At 47.4% G+C, this 17,448-nt stretch carries 13 protein-coding genes; 3 read left to right on the top strand and 10 right to left on the bottom strand.

Annotated elements, in window-relative coordinates; genetic code table 11:
* Nucleotides 1-19: 19 nt before the first annotated feature.
* Both MKY66_RS08925 and MKY66_RS08920 read right to left on the bottom strand, forming a co-directional pair.
* Nucleotides 20-415, bottom strand: coding sequence for a spore coat protein (locus MKY66_RS08925; RefSeq protein ID WP_076209199.1), 396 nt, complete (start codon nucleotides 413-415; stop codon nucleotides 20-22).
* 45 nt (nucleotides 416-460) lie between these two features.
* Nucleotides 461-694 carry a hypothetical protein gene (locus tag MKY66_RS08920; RefSeq protein WP_047842262.1) on the bottom strand — a complete coding sequence of 78 codons (234 nt, stop codon included), beginning with the start codon at nucleotides 692-694 and terminating at the stop codon, nucleotides 461-463.
* 97 nt (nucleotides 695-791) lie between these two features.
* Here MKY66_RS08920 and MKY66_RS08915 point away from each other — a divergent pair, with 97 nt between their 5' ends.
* Nucleotides 792-2,012, top strand: a complete 1,221-nt coding sequence (locus MKY66_RS08915; protein ID WP_076209200.1) for an FAD-dependent oxidoreductase — start codon at nucleotides 792-794, stop codon at nucleotides 2,010-2,012.
* A gap of 94 nt (nucleotides 2,013-2,106) precedes the next feature.
* Here MKY66_RS08915 and MKY66_RS08910 read toward each other — a convergent pair whose 3' ends face one another.
* The 4 genes from MKY66_RS08910 to MKY66_RS08895 form a co-directional block, all read right to left on the bottom strand.
* Nucleotides 2,107-3,321: an MFS transporter gene (locus MKY66_RS08910; RefSeq protein ID WP_076209201.1), complete on the bottom strand. Its 1,215-nt coding sequence runs from the start codon at nucleotides 3,319-3,321 to the stop codon at nucleotides 2,107-2,109.
* Nucleotides 3,322-3,451: 130 nt separating this feature from the next.
* A complete protein-coding gene (locus MKY66_RS08905) occupies nucleotides 3,452-4,018 on the bottom strand; it encodes a hypothetical protein (RefSeq protein WP_076209202.1) in 567 nt (188 codons plus the stop codon).
* A gap of 120 nt (nucleotides 4,019-4,138) precedes the next feature.
* A complete protein-coding gene (locus MKY66_RS08900; protein ID WP_083656925.1) occupies nucleotides 4,139-4,579 on the bottom strand; it encodes a DUF350 domain-containing protein in 441 nt (146 codons plus the stop codon).
* A 50-nt stretch (nucleotides 4,580-4,629) separates the two neighbouring features.
* Nucleotides 4,630-6,996, bottom strand: a complete 2,367-nt coding sequence (locus tag MKY66_RS08895) for an endonuclease MutS2 (RefSeq protein ID WP_076209204.1) — start codon at nucleotides 6,994-6,996, stop codon at nucleotides 4,630-4,632.
* A 187-nt stretch (nucleotides 6,997-7,183) separates the two neighbouring features.
* Here MKY66_RS08895 and MKY66_RS08890 point away from each other — a divergent pair, with 187 nt between their 5' ends.
* Together MKY66_RS08890 and MKY66_RS08885 are read left to right on the top strand one after the other, a co-directional pair.
* Entirely contained in the window at nucleotides 7,184-7,543 is a 360-nt protein-coding gene (locus MKY66_RS08890) for a phage holin family protein (RefSeq protein ID WP_036610114.1), read from the top strand.
* 220 nt (nucleotides 7,544-7,763) lie between these two features.
* On the top strand, nucleotides 7,764-8,150 hold the full coding sequence (locus MKY66_RS08885; protein WP_076209205.1) for a cytochrome C oxidase subunit II: 387 nt from the start codon (nucleotides 7,764-7,766) through the stop codon (nucleotides 8,148-8,150).
* A gap of 104 nt (nucleotides 8,151-8,254) precedes the next feature.
* Here the strand turns inward: MKY66_RS08885 and zapA are convergent, their stop codons facing one another.
* The 4 genes from zapA to abc-f form a co-directional block, all read right to left on the bottom strand.
* Nucleotides 8,255-10,963, bottom strand: a complete 2,709-nt coding sequence (gene zapA / locus MKY66_RS08880) for a cell division protein ZapA (protein WP_076209206.1) — start codon at nucleotides 10,961-10,963, stop codon at nucleotides 8,255-8,257.
* A 138-nt stretch (nucleotides 10,964-11,101) separates the two neighbouring features.
* The gene (gene pheT, locus MKY66_RS08875; protein ID WP_076209207.1) at nucleotides 11,102-13,555 is read right to left on the bottom strand and encodes a phenylalanine--tRNA ligase subunit beta; all 2,454 of its coding nucleotides are present in this window, start codon (nucleotides 13,553-13,555) and stop codon (nucleotides 11,102-11,104) included.
* Between the two features lie 82 nt (nucleotides 13,556-13,637).
* Entirely contained in the window at nucleotides 13,638-14,672 is a 1,035-nt protein-coding gene (pheS, locus tag MKY66_RS08870) for a phenylalanine--tRNA ligase subunit alpha (protein WP_047842255.1), read from the bottom strand.
* Nucleotides 14,673-15,082: 410 nt separating this feature from the next.
* Entirely contained in the window at nucleotides 15,083-16,975 is a 1,893-nt protein-coding gene (abc-f, locus tag MKY66_RS08865; RefSeq protein ID WP_076209208.1) for an ABC-F type ribosomal protection protein, read from the bottom strand.
* Nucleotides 16,976-17,448: the final 473 nt, after the last annotated feature.

Here is a 17,448-nt window from a genome sequence, read left to right as displayed (position 1 = left end):
CAAACCTCTTTTGCAAAGGTTACATGTAATAAGGGTTACCGTAATTCGGTTGATGCTGAGGCACATTAGGAGCTTGGCTGTATGAACTGTTCTGCGTGTTCTTTTCTTGAATGAATTGCTGACACTTCTGTTGGGTCTGGTGTGCAGACTGGATTTGTTTGTCCACATCCTGACGAAGTGCTTTCGATGAAGCGGAATACATGTTGTTTTGTTGCATCAGGTTGAACAGTTCACCTTGCAGTCTTAATGTGTCGTTCGTTAAATCATTGAACATTCTCCGGGTCGTGGGGCAAGCAGATTCAGTAGTTGCCGTTGTATATTCACGTGAAGTTCGTCTTAAATCTGCAAGAATCGACTTCAACAAATCTTGCTCTTGCATAAAATTCCCACCAGATGACAAAGATTGAGTGTACACGTATTTTCCTCCTATGCTTTGAAATAACTTGTCATGTTTTGAGCTTTACTGTGATTGCGCCGGTGCAAGAGATTGATGTTGCTGTAACGCATTGACAAGTGTGTTCAGATGCTGTTCATGTGAGCGAACATAATGATTCAGCGCCTGTTGAATTTGCGGATTATGTGTGATGGAGGCTGTAGCTGCACATTGTTTGATTAACATTTCCTCATTGGAAATTGAATCCGCAATATAGTTCAGTTCCTTGGGGCTCAGTGCTTGCATTTGTGAGTTTTGCATGTATGTCTGACCTCCTTAATCTAAAGTTATTGCGAATTTATTGTTACCTTAACCTGAAAAAGTATACTTCAACTACATTCAACAGAGGTGATCAATTATGGAACTTATTAACGGAAAAACATTCTGGCCAACTACCTTTGCTTCTCCTCCCCATTATCCTGTTTTGCAAGAAAACCTGTCCTGTGATTGTCTAATCATCGGTGGTGGAATGGGAGGCGCGTTGTCTGCCAAGCTTTTGACGGATCAGGGGATTGACACCGTTGTTATTGACAAAAGAGATATCGGTCATGGCAGCAGCATGGCAAATACGGGCCTGCTCCAATATACAAATGACAAAACGCTCACCTCTTGTATCCAGACATTTGGGGAAGAAACCGGTGTTCGATTCTACGAATTATGCCGGGATGCCATGCACCATCTTGAAAGAATTTCATCGAAGCTTGAGATTGATCCTTGGTTTGTGCCTCGCACAAGTCTGTATTGTGCAAGTCATGAGGAAGATGTAACGTTGATGGAGGAAGAATATCGTAACCTGAAACATTATGGATTTGATGTGGAGCTGTGGGATCAGGAAAAAATCAGTGCACTGTTCCCGTTCAGCAAACGTGCTGCACTATACACAAGCGGGGATGCTGAGGTTAATCCGTATCGTTTGGTTCACTCGCTATTCCACTCAGCCTCACGTCAAGGAGCAAGGGTCTATACTCATAGTGAATTCACCCATTGTGATTATGATGAAAATGGCGTCCTATGTTACACACCTCATGGCACTGTACGTGCCAAACATGTTATTTTCTCAACAGGCTATGAAACACAAGAAATTAAAAAGGACAGAGGCGCATACCTCCAAAGCACATATGCTATCGCTACCAAGCCACTACAGGATCTGAGCAGCTGGCATAAGCAATGCATGATATGGGAGACCGAACGACCTTATCTATATATGCGCACAACTCCAGACGGAAGAATTATTGCAGGTGGACTTGATGAGAACCGTCCTCGAGAAGAACAACGGGCAATCAAGGCCGTTCATAAAGGTGAGATTTTGCTTCATAAAATTGCCGAGTATTTCCCATTACCTGATCTCGAAGTTGATTACGCTTGGGAAGCTGTTTTTGGAAGCACCCATGATGGTCTTCCGCTAATCGGTCCACACCCAGACTATCCGAATTCGTACTTTGTTGAAGGGTATGGAGGCAACGGTACCGTATACAGCATGATTGCTGCTTCCTTAATTGTGGATGCTATTACTGGCAAACCAAACCCCGATATGGATCTGTTCTCACTCACACGTACAAGTAAACCATCTCCTGTATAACCACCAACTGAACCAATACAACGACAAACAAGGTACAGCACACGGAAAGTTCTCTTTTCCCGCCGCTGTACCCTGTTTGTATATTTGGAAGCTGCTAAGCCGAGGGCTCTTGCCCTTCCGTTCGGTTCAATAACTTGCGCATAAAGATCCATCCAATTAGCGGAAAAGCACCCAGAACGATAATAAGCCAGGTTAACATGCGCAGGGACGGACTATTCATGACCGTTATAATAAATATGATCAACCCAAAAAGTCGGCCAACCATCAGACATAATTCCCTCAATACGACAAGTTCAACCCTTTTCTCCACATTTTCGCCACTCGTGCCCATCATGTCGAATCCCGCTGATATCATAGGTAAAATATACAATGGCATCGCAACCGCACTTCCGATCCCCATGATTAACAGCGTAACATAGGTCACTTTCCACAGAAGAGGAATCAGCACAATCAGCAGAATCAGAGCTCCGATGAACATGCCTCTGGATCTATACTGTGGTTTGGACCATTTCCCTACTGCCCAATAACTTATTAATGCCACGGCCGAAGTGATGAGTGAGAACTGTCCCAACTTATACTCCTGTGCAGTGGCCACGTATACAAGCAGTGCAATCAGAAAGGCAAAGACCCCTTCACGCGCACCCTGAGCGAACAAACCCAAAGCCAAGGTCCTCCAGGGACTATCCGGTTTGGATATCTGTATCCAAGGCTCGGACCAGCGGTATGTTCCACTTACCTTTCTCTTTTTCAGAAAAAAACTAAAGACTACCGCGATAACATAAATGACGAGTGATACCGTGAAGATGAGCCGATATCCTGTGTTGTCTGTCATGCGAGTAATAATCAGACCGGAGAACCATGGACCTATAATTCCGGTCATCGAACCAAGTAACCCAACCCAGCCATTGAATAGATCCCTGTTTTCTCGATCTGTTATTTCAAAATACACAACATTAAATGCGATCCAGAACAGCCCCAGGGAACATCCGAGTAGTATACCCAGAGGCCATATCCAGTCTACAGCTTTGGAACCAGCCCAGAGGACTATCATATAAAATATGCCGGACAGCGCAGTACCTAATCGTAGTGCACTCATTTTATTGTGTTCCTTGACCCATTTGCCAGCAAGCCAGAATGTCAGTCCAATGGCCAGTTGCTGGCTGAGAGTGAACCACCCCAACATGGCATAATCCGGACGGCTTTTCCACAGAAACACATTCAAAAAAGTTCCGGACAACGCTCCGGCTAACGCAAACAATCCATTCACGCCCAAAAGCAGAATGGATTGTCGGCCTAAAGTAATCTTCATCTGCTCCTCCTTCATCCACCTGAAGTGAACTGTGTACAGGTAGGTCTTAGGGTTAACGTGCCCCAAGCAAGAGGAAAACATGATGAATCTTCAGGATTGCTATGAAATTTGGTTTGAATCTCCGAAATGTTTATTCCTGCGTACTCAGATTCTTAATCAGACGCAGACGATCTTCCTCAGACAGACTGTATTGAACTTGGAAACATCCCGAGCATACATAGGTCAATACCTTAAACGGTGGTGACAATAGTGCCCCTTCGCCTGAAGCTGCGTTAGCAACTGGAGTAAAGTTATCCTGCGTTGCAGCTTGAGTACCAGCAAGAATCATGAATTCCCGACAATTCGGGCACTCCGGTACTTCTTCCTGATGATCTAGTTGCTTCTGGACACCTTGTTCATATTGAATCAGGTCATTACCTTCATCCGCGTATTTGGTTAACGTTCGCAACTCCGGCAATTTGAGCTCAACTTCATCCCCCCACAGATCTGAAAGATCCGTAGTCTGTTTATCATCGTTTGCATGATCCACATCATAAATGTCGTCTTCAGCTTCATCTTGCTCTTCATCTCCGATGTCAATGTTGAGCGTACGATATCCCTTCAATTCATTGTGGCAATATGGACACTCTTCTTCAGGACCGAGTTCCTCATCCCATACAATCTCCGTGTGACACCAAGGGCATACTGTTGTCTCCATATTAAATCAACCTTTCTCTTTCAAATCATCATGTATTCATCACATAGATCACACCGATGGCAAAAAACACAATTGATGCCGCAAACAGAATCCGTATCAATATCTTCATGACCGGTCCCCCTAGATAATACTCGCGCCAATAACAAACGACAATGAAACGGAAATAACCATGGATATCAATCCAACAGCTCGGTTGTCCGCTGCGATCTCCTTATCAATGGAGAACACGGGTGTCAGGAATTCGAACAAAAAATAGGCAACGAGCAGAAGGAAGAACCCAACAAACGACCACGTCATGGCTTCATACACCGAAGATTTAGCCTGTATGCAAAAACGCAGTACGTTGCAGATCCCGAAGATCTTACCTCCTGTAGCCATCGCAACGGCCACATTGCCCTTCTTGATCTCCGTCCAGCATTTATACTTGGTCACCAGTTCGAAGCAAGCCAGAAATACAAGTAGCTCCATAATCGCTACCGAGAAAAAACCGAGTACCATCCCCAAGGGATGAGACAGCAATTGGTCAATGCTTTCTATCACGCACCGTTCCCCTCTCCCCATCTGCGACCTTCATGAATAAGGTCGCAGAATATCATTGATTCATGGACCGGCTATTCCAATTCTGCGACGGTCACACCGTTCCCGCCTTCTCCGTAATTGCCCAGCCGGTAGCTTTTAATATGTTTATGCTTACGCAGGTAATCCTGAATACCGGAACGTAAAATTCCTGTACCTTTACCGTGAATAATATAAACTTGGCCCAGGTTGGCAAGGAAAGCTTCATCAATGAACCGATCTGTCTCCATCAGAGCTTCTTCCAGGTTGGTACCACGCAGATCCAATTCACTTTTCACATTGTCATCACGTGTACGTTTCATACCCGTTACCGGTTTTTGTTTCGGTTTGGCTGCGGGAGCCGATTGCTGCAGTTCCAGATCATCCAGGGATACTTTCATTTTCATAATCCCCAGTTGTACCATAGCGTCTTTGCTGCCCGACATCTCTACAACATGGCCTTTCTGATTCAAACTGTAGACAAGCACTTCATCACCAGGACCGATGGCACGAGTCTTCGGCGCTGTTGCCGTCTTCTTAACCGTTTTTCTGCGTTTCTCCGGTTCTGCCTCGTCCAACTGTTTGCGGGCAGCAATGAGTTTGTGCTCCTTCACGGAAGCACCTTCTTCCATAGCCAACAGGCGAAGATCTGCTATAATCTTCTCCGCTTCCGCGCGAGCCTTGTCCACAATGCTGCGTGCATCTTCTTCTGCTTTTTCAATCCGGCGATCACGCTGCTGTTCCAGCTTCTCCAGTTCGGTCTGATGACGACTGCGTAATTTCTCCATATCCTGGCGCAAGCTCTCTGCCTTCTCACGCTCTTGTTCAGCTGTAAGACGGTTCTCTTCAAGAGAAGCAATCATGTGCTCAATCCGTTGATCCTCTTCCTTCACTTCGCCACGGGCGTAGTCGAGAATGTAACCCGGCAGTCCCAGTCGCTCTGCAATGGCAAATGCATTACTTCGTCCAGGTACACCCACCAGAAGGCGATAGGTTGGACTCAGTGTGTTGATGTCAAATTCCATGCTGGCATTAATGACACCTTTACGCTCATATGCGTATGCTTTCAGTTCACTGTAGTGAGTTGTTGCAACCATGCGACATCCCGTCCGGTGCATATGCTCCAGCATGGAGATCGCCAGTGCGGAACCTTCAGCCGGGTCTGTCCCTGCTCCAAGTTCATCGAGCAACACCAAACTTTTTGGCGTCATGTTTTTCAGAATGCGAATGATGTTGGTCATATGACTGGAGAAAGTACTCAGATTCTGCTCGATACTCTGCTCGTCCCCAATGTCTGCATAAATCGCATCAAATACACATAACTGACTGCCATCCTCAGCCGGAACAAATAAACCGGACATTGCCATTAGGCTGAGCAATCCAATCGTTTTGAGCGTTACCGTCTTACCACCCGTATTCGGACCTGTCACGATAATGGATGTGTAATCATTGCCCAACTCTATGTCGATTGGAACCACGTTTTCAATCGGAATCAGTGGATGACGGCCTTTCTTAAGCTTCAGGAACCCGCGGTCATTCATGCGAGGCAAAGTTGCTTTTAGTTCACGAGCGAGACGTGCTTTGGCAAAGATAAAATCAAGTGATCCCAGCAAGTCGACATCATACAACAGCCACTCTCCCTGCTCACTGACAAGTGCCGTCAATTTCTGCAAAATAATTTCTATTTCGCGTTCTTCCCGAATCCGGGTCTCACGTAATTTGTTGTTCATTGCAACAATGGATTCCGGCTCAATGAACAATGTCGCACCTGAACCGGATTGATCATGCACAATCCCGCCAAAGTACGAACGATATTCAGCTTTCACCGGAATTACAAAACGGTCTCCTCTGATGGTGATGAGCTGATCCTGAAGCATCTTGGATACGGTAGAGGATCGTATCATGGAATCCAGTTTTTCGCGAATCCGTGCTTCTCCGCCTCGCAGCTCACGACGAATCTGCGCCAACGTTACGCTTGCACTGTCGGCAACCTCTGCATTATCGTCAATACAGATTTTTATGGCATCCTCAAGCGTTTTTTGCTCTGACAGTTGATCACTGATATAGAACAATGATTCGATGGGCTCATCTTCATGCAAAGTACCAATCTGACGTTTCAATCGCCGCGCCGCAAAGGTTGTATTGGATATTCCCAAAAGTTCGTGAGGGTTAAGTGTGCCTCCAATTTCAGCACGTTTGATGGAAGCCGTAATATCTACAATTCCCCCAAAAGACGGTGAGCCTTTCAGGCGATCAAATGTGAAGGCTTCATCGGTTTGCTGCAGCAAACGCTTCACTTCTTCAAGTTCACTGCTTGGTTCAAGTTGCTCCGCTTTCTTTTTTCCCATGGTCGTCTGAGCAAAGCTAAGCAATGTATTTAAAATTTTGCGATATTCCAGTGTGTGTAAAATTTTCGTGTCCAAGTGTACAACTCCTTCCAAACTATATCTGTATTATAACGAAAGAAACTTTCTTACGCTATTTAACGAATCCTTCCACACATAACTTCAACCATAGCACCACAAACTACAGGTGTCAGGATTGTGCAACCTCTCCATCCCCCTGGAGTTGCCCTGCTCAGTTCAATCCGAATAAAAGGAGGTAAACACCATGAATTTCCTGGGACATGTCGTGCGATTTGTCATCGCTGCAATTGTATTAATGGTGGTCAGCTGGATCGTTCCCGGATTCGCCGTTGGTGGCTTCTGGAGCGCCCTGTTGCTTGCTCTCGTCATTGCCCTGCTCGGCTGGATCGTTGAAGGTATCTTCGGCAAAAGAGTCAACCCGTTTGGTCGCGGTATTGTCGGATTTATCGTTAGCGCACTGGTGATTTGGCTTGGTCAATATGTTGTAGATCATGTTGAAGTCAGCCTGCTCGGTGCCATTCTCGCTGCGCTGGTTATCGGGATTATCGATCTCTTCATCCCGGTATCCACCCCTTTTGATGCCGGACGAAGCTCCAAAAGTTAATCTCCACTTCACCTTAACGACCCCATGAATTCTCCTAAACCTCTGAAGGCCCTGGGCCGGAAGGGGTTTATTTCATTCGGGCAGTACGCATGCTCTGCCGTACACGTACAATTTTCAAAAAAACGACATACGCAGCGTGTACAGGCATCCACATATTGCGGTATGATGACTGGAGCAATCATTCAAATTTTATCCATATCACGCTTTAAGGAGGCACATAATGAAGAAAGGCATAACATGGCTCGCTGCCTGTATGTTAATTCTGGTCCTCACTGCATGTGGAGGAGCGAATCAGTCCGCAGACTCTGACAGCAACGGGTCGGATGCCGGCGTTACAGCCAGTGAAGAACTGGTCATCAAGGCAAGCAACTACAAATTTGATCAACCCGAGTACCATCTTAAAAAAGGTGTCCCGGTTAAGATTGTTTATGAAAATGTAAACGGAAACCACGGTATTCTCGTGCCCGAGTTGAATCTTACGCTCGACACCAGAAATAGCTCCAAAGTCATAACCCCGGACAAAGTTGGTGAGTTTGAAATGTCCTGTTCGGTCTTCTGTGGTTCAGGACACAGCAGCATGATCTCCAAAATTATCGTTGAAGAATAGTATTCAAGACAAGGAGCCCCCGCAGCGACGGGAGCTCCTTCTTTAGTATAACAAATTGTACCAGAGTACGTTGCCCACGAGCCAGTTCTGCTGCATTCATTCCGCTAGGTCTGGTCCTGTTCAATCAATTCAATCCATTCGTTATATTCCGTCTGCAATTTCGTATATTCATCATGCAACTGACGATATTCCGTGTTCAGCTGCTCAGCCTTCTCCTGCTCCATTTCACGTTCAACCTGTAACAAACGTAATTGGTTGGCCGCTAGTTCGTAACGCTCCCCCATCTCAAGCAGTTCAGTTTCCATGATCTCTTTCTCTTGGGTCGCTTCTGCACGTAACTTGTCCAGTTGCTGTCGTTCTTGCTCCAGTCCCTCCAGCAACTCACTACTTGCAGCACTTTCTCTCTTCCAAACCGTCAGTTCATTCTCAAGTGTAGCCCAGCGTTCCTGCCAGGATTGTTCCTGAGCCGCCCATTCATCTGCACGGCGTTGCCACACCTGGTCGTTCTGCTCTGCTTGTTCAACACTTGAGCGAAGTTCTTCTTCACGTCTTGTCAACTGCTCCAGACGGGATGCCAACTCGGTCTGTTTGGCTGACAGTTCTTCGTATTTGATCTGCCATTCCAACGTTTCTTCCTCAGTCTGGGCTAGCCGGCTCTCTTGCTCAGAGTAACGCTCGGAAAGTTTAGCCGAAGACTGTCTCGCTTCTTCAAGTGAGCTCACAATCTCTTGTTTCTCCTTGCTCAATTCATCCAGCTTGGAACTGTAATTCTCTTCCCGTTGTAATGCATCACTGTAATCATTACGGATTTGTTTATAGTTATCCTGAAGTCGGTTCAGCTCTTCCCGAACAACATTTAGCTCAACTTCAAGCTGATTGCGTTTCTCTTCCAAAAGCTCTGCATCCTTCTGGTATTGCACAGCCTCTTCATGGTTGAAACGAGACTCTTCCTTCACCACGGACAATTCATCATGAAGGGATTGCACACCAGACTCCAACGTTTCATTTTGTTCAGCAACTTCAAGAATCTGATTCTCCAGGTCTCCGATCTCAGCCAATCGCTGCTCAGCAAGGTTCTTCCAGGACTGCTCACGTTCCGTAAGCGTACCGATCTCATTCTGCAATGTACGCACCGCAGCATGAGCCTGTTCAAGCACTTTTTGCAGTCTGCGCTGTTCCTCTTCCGACTTCACTTCAGCCTCACGAAGCTTTTGAACTTCCTGTTCAAGCTGTGCATGTTGCTCCTGAAGTTTGCGCAGCTGTGCTGTGAGAGAGGTTTCTCTGTCCACAGTTTCATTATACTTCTGCTTCCATTGTTCCTGTGAATCACGGGATTGCTGGGCAGCCTGTTCCGTTTCACGCAGAAGCTCCTGCAACTGGGAACGATCCTCTTTCAACTGCTCCAGTTGTTGTTCCAGTTCCGTAATTCGGCGAGTCTGAACTTCCTGCTCCTGTTTACGGACCCCATGCTCATGACGTAACGATTCCAAGTGACCACGCTCGTGCTGAAGCTGCTGTTCTTGCTCTGCAACCATGTCCTGTGCACTGATAAGCTGGGTCATTACTTCTTCCAATTGTTCTTCGACATCTAATAGTCGAGTCTCCGCCTGTTTACGTTGTTCCTCAAGTTGATGCTTGAACTTGCCCTGTTCTTCTTGCAACAAGGCCTCTGCCGCCGCTTCGGCTTCTTTCGCCTGGGACGCTGCTGCTTCCTTGGCTTGCTGCAATTGTTCCTCAAGGGCTGCTTCTTTCTCCATCCATTCGAGTTCCAACTGCTCGGATAACGCCTTGAACTCCGCATTCAACTGATTTATCTCAGTCAGGCGCTGCTGCTCCGCTTGTTCCTGCAAGTCAGCCCGTTCCCGATTCGCTTGATCCGTGAGCTCTTGTGTCTGTTGCAACGCTTTTTCTTCAGCCTGTTGAAGACGAAGTTCCATCTGTTGCTGAAGTTCCTTATATTGCAGCGCTGCTTCTTCCTGAGCTTTCTTCAGATTGCTCTCTGCCTGCTCCAACTCGGACAAAATGGCCGACTCGGCTTCTTCCTTGGCTGTCTGAACCTGCTGCGCAGCTTTGGCTTCAATCTGCTGACGTTCTGCAACGGCACGGCTTTCGACTTCTTTTAATCGAGCTGCAGTCTTGTCCTGCAACTCTTTATATTGTGCCGCAGCTTTGGCCTGCGCCTGCTGCAATTCGGCTGCAGAACGGTTCTGAGCTTCTTTGAGCTGGGAAGCGGCCTGTGCCTGTGCAGTTTTAAGCTGATTAGCCGCTTTCTCTTCCATTTCCTTCAGCTGTTTCGTTCCCTTGGCTTCTGCTTCCTTCAGTTGTGCCGTCGCTTGGGCCTGCAATTTCTGCACTCGCTCCGTTGCTTGAGCGCGTTCTTGCTCCAGCAGCGTATTCAACTTGGCTATCTCTGAATTTTTGTCCGATTCGGACTTTTGCAACGCCTGCTCTGCTTCAATCTTCAGCTGTTGCAAATCAGCAAGAGCCTGGTCACGCCGTTCCAATTCTTGTTGATGTTCATTTTGTATGGCGTTTAACCGATTCAATTCGTTTCTCAGTTCTGTACGTTCTCCAGTGAGCATCTTCAGTTCATTACGGATTTCCTGAGTCTGAAGAGACTGTTCAGCCATATGTACAGCCGCCAGTACCGCAATACGCGGAGTATCCAGACGGGAATTTTGTTTGGAGATTGCGCCCATACGCTCATCTACCAGGTTAGCTACTTGTTTCATATAGTCGGCACTGCTGCCAACCAGTTTATAGGAAGTCCCGTAGATCTCTACGGTGACGCGTGTACGATCAGGTGTAGTCACAGTTGTGCCCTCCTTCAAGTCTGTATGTTGATTCTAAGCTGTAATCACAAAAAAGTCACATCGATCCTCTAATGCTAAGGATTCGATGTGACTTCAAACAATTCCTGCTAATCTTTGTTCAAAAAATCTTCTTTTGTCCTATTTACGCAATTCCGCTCCGAATTGCTCTTCCAGACGAGCCACTACACGGGCATGAACTTCAGTAACTTCCTCATCGGTGAGTGTACGTTCACGATTCCGGTATACCAGTGCCATCGCCACGCTTTTCTTGTTTTCACCCAGTTTACTGCCAGTAAACACATCGAATACCTGTACGTTTTGTAACAATTCACCCGCCGATTCACGAATGGCGCGCAGCATATCTCCAGCTTCAACATCCTCATTCACAACCACCGCGATATCACGTTCCATGGCCGGGAAACGCGGAAGCTCACGATAACGAATGTCAGCGTCTGCTTCGCTGTATATCGATTCAAGTGCAATCTCTGCGATGTATACATCATTCAGATCATACTGCTGTTGCAGTTCCGGGTGCAATTGACCCAATGTACCGATCAATGTGCCTTCCCCGCCATCCTTACCTTCCAGGTAAACCGATGCGGAACGTCCCGGATGGAATCCTTCAGGGCTGTTTGCTACCAAGCGAATGCGTTGTTCAAGCCCCACATAGGCGAACAGATGCTCAAGAGCACCTTTCAGGTCAAAGAAGTCCACTTTCTCCGCTCCAACATTCCATTGCTGGCTTGCACGATTTCCGGTGAGCAGCAAGCCCAGTACCGGAATCTCATGTGGTTGCTTGGTCAACTGATCTTCTTCGGTGAAGAACACATTGCCCACTTCAAATACAGCCAGTGAATCCTGTTTACGGTTCATGTTATACACCGCTGCATCCAGCATTTGCGGCAAAATACTCGTACGAAGCACACTGCGGTCCTCACTCATAGGCATCGCGAGTTTCACGGCTTTACTGCCTTGTGTCAATGCCGGGAACAATGTCGCTTTATCCGGGTGTACAAAGGAGTAACTGATCATTTCCTGCCAGCCACTTCCTGAAAGCAATCCACGAATGGTGCGCCGCATCGCTTGAGAGCGTGTATATGCCCCTGGAGTCGTCGGTCCTTCAATCCATGTGGTTGGAATGTTGTCGTATCCGTACAGGCGTGCAATCTCTTCAAACAAGTCTACATCAAGCGTAATATCCCCTCTGCGTGTTGGCACTTCCACATCCAGCAATCCTTGATCAGCATCACCACATGCAAAGTGCAAGCGAGCGAAGATCGTTTTTACCTCAAGCAAAGACAGATCGGTTCCCAGATAACGATTCAGTCTATCCAGCGACAATTGAATTACACGTTTCTCCGCAGCTTCTGCTCCAGCTTCCACGATTCCCTGGTGCACTTCACCTTCAGCATAACGCTGAATCAGTTCAGCCGCACGATCCAAAGCCGTAATCACCGCACCCGGGTCTACTTCCTTCTCAAAACGCATGCTTGCTTCGGAACGCAGCCCCAGTTGGCGCGACGTTTTCCGAACGGTTCCGCCGTCGAACTTGGCGGACTCCAGCAACAGATTCACCGTGCCTTCCGATACTTCGGAATTCTCGCCACCCATAACCCCAGCGATGGCTACAGGTTTCACGCCGTCCGTGATGAGCAACATGTGCGGCTCCAGCTTGCGCTCCTGTCCATCCAGTGTAACAATCGTTTCGCCTTCGTTGGCCATCCGCACTTCAATATGGCCCTTTTCCAGCTTATCCGCATCGAATGCATGTAGCGGTTGACCGTATTCGAGCATGACATAGTTCGTGATATCAACGATGTTATTGATTGGGCGAACACCTGCCGCCATGAGACGGTTTTGCATCCACAGCGGAGAAGCACCCAGTTTAATGCCAGTTACATAACGAGCTGCATAGTGACTGCATTGCTCCTGTGCCTTAATCTCTACTGTGATATGATTCGCGGCTGCATCACCAATTTCAACCAGTTGGTCTTTGGGACTTGGCAGCTTCACTTCACGACCCAGAATGGCACCCACTTCATAAGCCGCACCACGCATGCTGAGACAGTCGGAACGGTTCGGTGTCAGGTCCAGTTCAAGCACATGATCGTCAAGACCAAGAACCTGACTGATTGGCGTGCCAACCTCTGTTTGTTCTGGCAAAACGAGAATACCTTCCTGCTGATCTTTCGGCAGCAATTTGTCGTTCATGCCCATTTCTTTGGCGGAACAGATCATGCCAAGGGATACAACACCGCGCAGTTTGGCTTTTTTGATATCCAATCCACCAGGGAGCTTCGCTCCAACCAGGGCTACGACTACTTTTTGGCCTGCATCCACATTTTTCGCACCACATACGATCTGCAGATCTTCTTCCTGACCAGCATCAATAACACATACATTCAGTTTATCTGCATCCGGGTGTTTCTCCTTGCTCTTCACATAACCTACAACAACTTTATTCACGCCCTTGTTGCGGTTCTCCACTACATCAATTTCGACACCCGCACGGGTGATTTTCTCCGCCAATTCCTGTGGCGTCACACCTTCAAGGGAAATATAATCAGACAGCCAATCTGTCGATACTCTCATGGACGTTCACTTCCTTCATCTATAAATTGGTGTTCCCGGTTCATTCACTTGCTCTATATGGTTAATCTTTCTTGTCTTAATGTTACAGCCGTCCGAATTGCTTCAGGAAAGTCAGATCACTGTTGTAGAAGTGACGGATATCATCGACACCATATTTCAGCATCGCGATACGCTCTACGCCCATACCAAATGCAAAACCACTGTATTTCTCCGGATCATAACCACCCATTTCCAGTACTTTCGGGTGAACCATACCGCCGCCCAAAATTTCAAGCCAGCCTGTTTGCTTACATACCCGACAGCCGCTGCCGCCACATTGTACACAGGTTACATCCACTTCTGCACTTGGCTCTGTGAACGGGAAGAAGCTTGGACGCAGACGAATTTCTGTGTGGGAACCGAACATTTCGCGCACGAATTGCAACAGGGTTCCTTTCAGATCGCTCATACGAATGTTTTCGCTGATGACCAAACCTTCAACCTGGTTGAATTGGAAAGAGTGCGTCGCATCGTCGTCATCACGGCGGTATACTTTACCTGGGCAGATGACTTTGACAGGCACTTCGCCCTTCATGCTCTGCATGGTACGTACTTGAACCGGAGATGTATGGGTACGCATCAACAAGTCTTCGGTAACATAGAAGGAATCCTGCATATCGCGCGCCGGGTGATTCTTTGGCAGATTCAATGCTTCAAAGTTGTAATAATCCATTTCGACTTCAGGACCTTCCGCAACGCGGTATCCCATACCGATGAAAATATCTTCGATCTCCTGTACCACTTTGGTCAGTGGATGCAGTCCGCCTTGACGTCCACGACGTCCTGGCAGAGTCACATCAATTTTCTCGGATTGCAGACGCTTCGCCGTCTCTTCCTTCTGGAACTGATCCTGCTTGCTGTCGATGACTTCCTCAATGGCAGCCCGAACATCATTGGCTACTTGACCAATAACTGGACGTTCCTCCGCACTAAGTGCACCCATACCACGCAAAATTTCAGTTAATGCACCCTTTTTCCCCAAATACTTCACACGCAGATCACTGAGCGTCTGCGGATCATTCACACCAGACAACTGCTCCAGCGCTTCGATCTTCAATGCCTCTAAACGTTCTTTCATGTGTAATTGCCCCCTTTTTGTGGTGTTTTTGCAACAAAAAAAGGCCTTCTCTCCCCTGAAGGGACGAAAAGACCGTGGTACCACCCTTGTTAGACATCCATTGCTGCGTGGCCCTTCTGGGCTGCAACTGGTTCTGTCTCACTTTGTACGGAATAACGACCGTTAACCGTTTGCCCCTACTGTTGCCTCTGTGTCTGCACACAAACAGGTTCAGGGAACCGCTTCGGAGTGAATTTCGGCAGCCTTGTTCTACAGAAACGCTCTCAATCTACGGCGCTTCCTCCCTGTCCAGAGGCACTGCTTACTTGTCTCCATCATCACGTTTGCTTAGTTTACCTATATCGATGTAATCATCGATGATCGTTCATAATTATATGCAAAATAGATCGAAATAGCAAGCCGTCCATGTTCTAATTTATGCTTGCACCCTTATCTTTCAATTGTTTCAGGCGCTGCTGGATTTCACGAATCTCAACTGCCTCGACTGCTCGCTCATTCGAATGCTCGGGCTGTGTCAGACTGTCTTTTCCAGCAGTGCTCACAGGAGACAGCAACTCCGATAGGTGCATCTCCAATCGTAACCGCTCGTCATCGGATTCCCGGGTCTCCAGCGCCGCCTCCCGAAGTTTGGTGGACTGCTCCCAATCCGACACACCTCCTTCAAACAGAGTTGCTGTGCCACCAGCCTCCAGATCGCATAACCGATTCGCGAGTGACTTCGTCAGCATCCGGTCATGGGATACAAGCACCAAAGCACCTGAAGCCTGTTTTAATACATTTTCCATGACTTCCTGGGTATCAATGTCCAGATAATTCGTCGGTTCGTCCAGCACCAGCAGATTGGCTCCGCCAAAGTACAGTCTCAGAAATGCCACTCTGCACTTTTCCCCCATGCTCAAATCCCCAATGCGCTTGAATACATCATCTCTGGAAAATAGGAAACATCCCAGAATGGTACGTGCCGCACTTTGTGTCATGGATGGAAGGGTAAGCAAGCTGTCCAGCAGCGTCTGATTCTCAGGAAGCCCTTCCAGCTCCTGTGAAAAGTAACCGATTTTCAGCTGTGGATGCCGTGTGACCTTGCCTTGCGAAGGTTCCAGTTCACCAATCATCAACTTCAGCAGTGTTGTCTTGCCGGTTCCATTAGGACCTCGTACAGCAAGCCGATCTCCGCGTTCCACAGTAATTCGAAGATTGCGCAGCAATGGTTTGTCTCCCGTATATGAAAAACTCACCTCTTCCAGCGCAAGCAGCTGGCGTGCAGCCAGTGGATTCATCTGTAATTCCATGTTCAACTTTGCGGCTTCACGAGGTTTATCCACCCGTTCCCGCTCCAAACGCTCCAGCTGTTTTTGTTTCGCATGGTAACGTGAAATATTTTTGTTAGCTTTGGCTTTGTAAAAGCTCTGGGTGATCTTCACCTCCACATCAGTCGCCGAATTATGCGCTTTATGGAACCATTCCTGATAATTTCGAATCGTTTCTTCCAGCGCCTTACGTTCCAATTCCTGCCTGCGGTAGATCGTTTCCTGTTCGCGTAATTCACGCTCTTTGTGGATCTTGTAGTCGGAGTATCCGCCCTTGTATTTGGTCAGGGCATCTGGACTGAACTCAATGACTCCTGTTGCTACCTGATCAATAAACGTACGATCATGTGATACAAATAATAGCGTACCTTCATATGAGGATAACCACTCTTCCAGCCAGCGCATGCTTCCCTCATCCAGATGATTTGTCGGTTCATCCAGGATCAGGAATTTGGGTTTGCTGACAAGCAGCCCCGCCAAACGAGCCTTTGTTTTTTGTCCACCGCTCAAGGAATGATAGGGTCTATTCCAATGCTCCGCGGATAATCCAAGGCGAGTCAGTACTTTCTCTACCTCAGTCTCCCACATATAACCGTTCAACTGTTCATATTGCTCCATCACTTGTGTATAGGCTGCAAGCAACTCTTCATCCGCTTCAGTGCTCATGCTCAAACGTTGTTCCAGTTCTTCCAAGTTCCGTTTCACTTCATAGATCTGACCGCTCTCACGGCGGACCGCATCCAGTACATTCATCCCGGTCCCAATCTCCGAGCGCTGGCGCATGAACCCCCATTCCTGCTGAGGGATATGACGTTCAATTCGTCCACCACCATGCTCCTCACCCAAAATGATGCGTAACAACGTTGTCTTGCCGCATCCGTTGCGACCCAAAATGGCGAGTCGTTCGCCCTCATTAATCTCCAAATTCAATCCTGTAAACAATTCAATACCGTTCCATTCTTTTGATACTTCATGTAAGCGTACCAATGTCATCATGAGGCCTCATCCTTCCTGCATCCTTTTTGCTGAACAAAAAAAACCGCTGGCATCAGCCGGCGGTTTGGCAATTCAGGGTTGGATCAAGCATTCAAAGACAGATCTAAGGTAAGCTACGGCATGAACAAAGAAACCCCAAACACAGGGTACACGTAAACCTACAAGGCTTACTTGTTCCATACCTTTCCCATAGCTGAATTTGGACACACGAATCCCCTTATTGCTCAGCCGCTCTGGCTGACTGCGTCATAAAACCGTCTGCAGTTAACTGGGGTTCAATTCATGTGTTTTACTTCATGGGACGTATGGTTACCTCTCATTCATGTGTAGTATCAATTTCTCCGTTATTGTACCAGATCATTGTAAAAAAGCAAAGGGTATATAAATTAAACTAAAGCATACTTACTTACTCGCTACTCCGAAGACAGAACAATCTTCTGTTCGCTGTTACCACGGGATTTCTTTTAGGGGAA

Source organism: Paenibacillus sp. FSL R5-0766 (genome assembly GCF_037971845.1).
GTDB lineage: Bacteria > Bacillota > Bacilli > Paenibacillales > Paenibacillaceae > Paenibacillus.
The sequence above is the reverse complement of the archived record's forward strand: the minus strand, read 5'-3'. Positions and strand labels throughout refer to the sequence as shown.

Excerpts from the sequence above, each read along its gene's own strand:
- MKY66_RS08920 (WP_047842262.1), bottom strand. The coding sequence starts at position 694 with ATGCAAAACTCACAAATGCAAGCACTGAGCCCCAAGGAACTGAACTAT.
- MKY66_RS08915 (WP_076209200.1), top strand. The coding sequence starts at position 792 with ATGGAACTTATTAACGGAAAAACATTCTGGCCAACTACCTTTGCTTCT.
- MKY66_RS08910 (WP_076209201.1), bottom strand. The coding sequence starts at position 3,321 with ATGAAGATTACTTTAGGCCGACAATCCATTCTGCTTTTGGGCGTGAAT.
- MKY66_RS08905 (WP_076209202.1), bottom strand. The coding sequence starts at position 4,018 with ATGGAGACAACAGTATGCCCTTGGTGTCACACGGAGATTGTATGGGAT.
- MKY66_RS08900 (WP_083656925.1), bottom strand. The coding sequence starts at position 4,579 with ATGGGGAGAGGGGAACGGTGCGTGATAGAAAGCATTGACCAATTGCTG.
- MKY66_RS08890 (WP_036610114.1), top strand. The coding sequence starts at position 7,184 with ATGAATTTCCTGGGACATGTCGTGCGATTTGTCATCGCTGCAATTGTA.
- MKY66_RS08885 (WP_076209205.1), top strand. The coding sequence starts at position 7,764 with ATGAAGAAAGGCATAACATGGCTCGCTGCCTGTATGTTAATTCTGGTC.
- pheT (WP_076209207.1), bottom strand. The coding sequence starts at position 13,555 with ATGAGAGTATCGACAGATTGGCTGTCTGATTATATTTCCCTTGAAGGT.
- pheS (WP_047842255.1), bottom strand. The coding sequence starts at position 14,672 with ATGAAAGAACGTTTAGAGGCATTGAAGATCGAAGCGCTGGAGCAGTTG.
- abc-f (WP_076209208.1), bottom strand. The coding sequence starts at position 16,975 with ATGATGACATTGGTACGCTTACATGAAGTATCAAAAGAATGGAACGGT.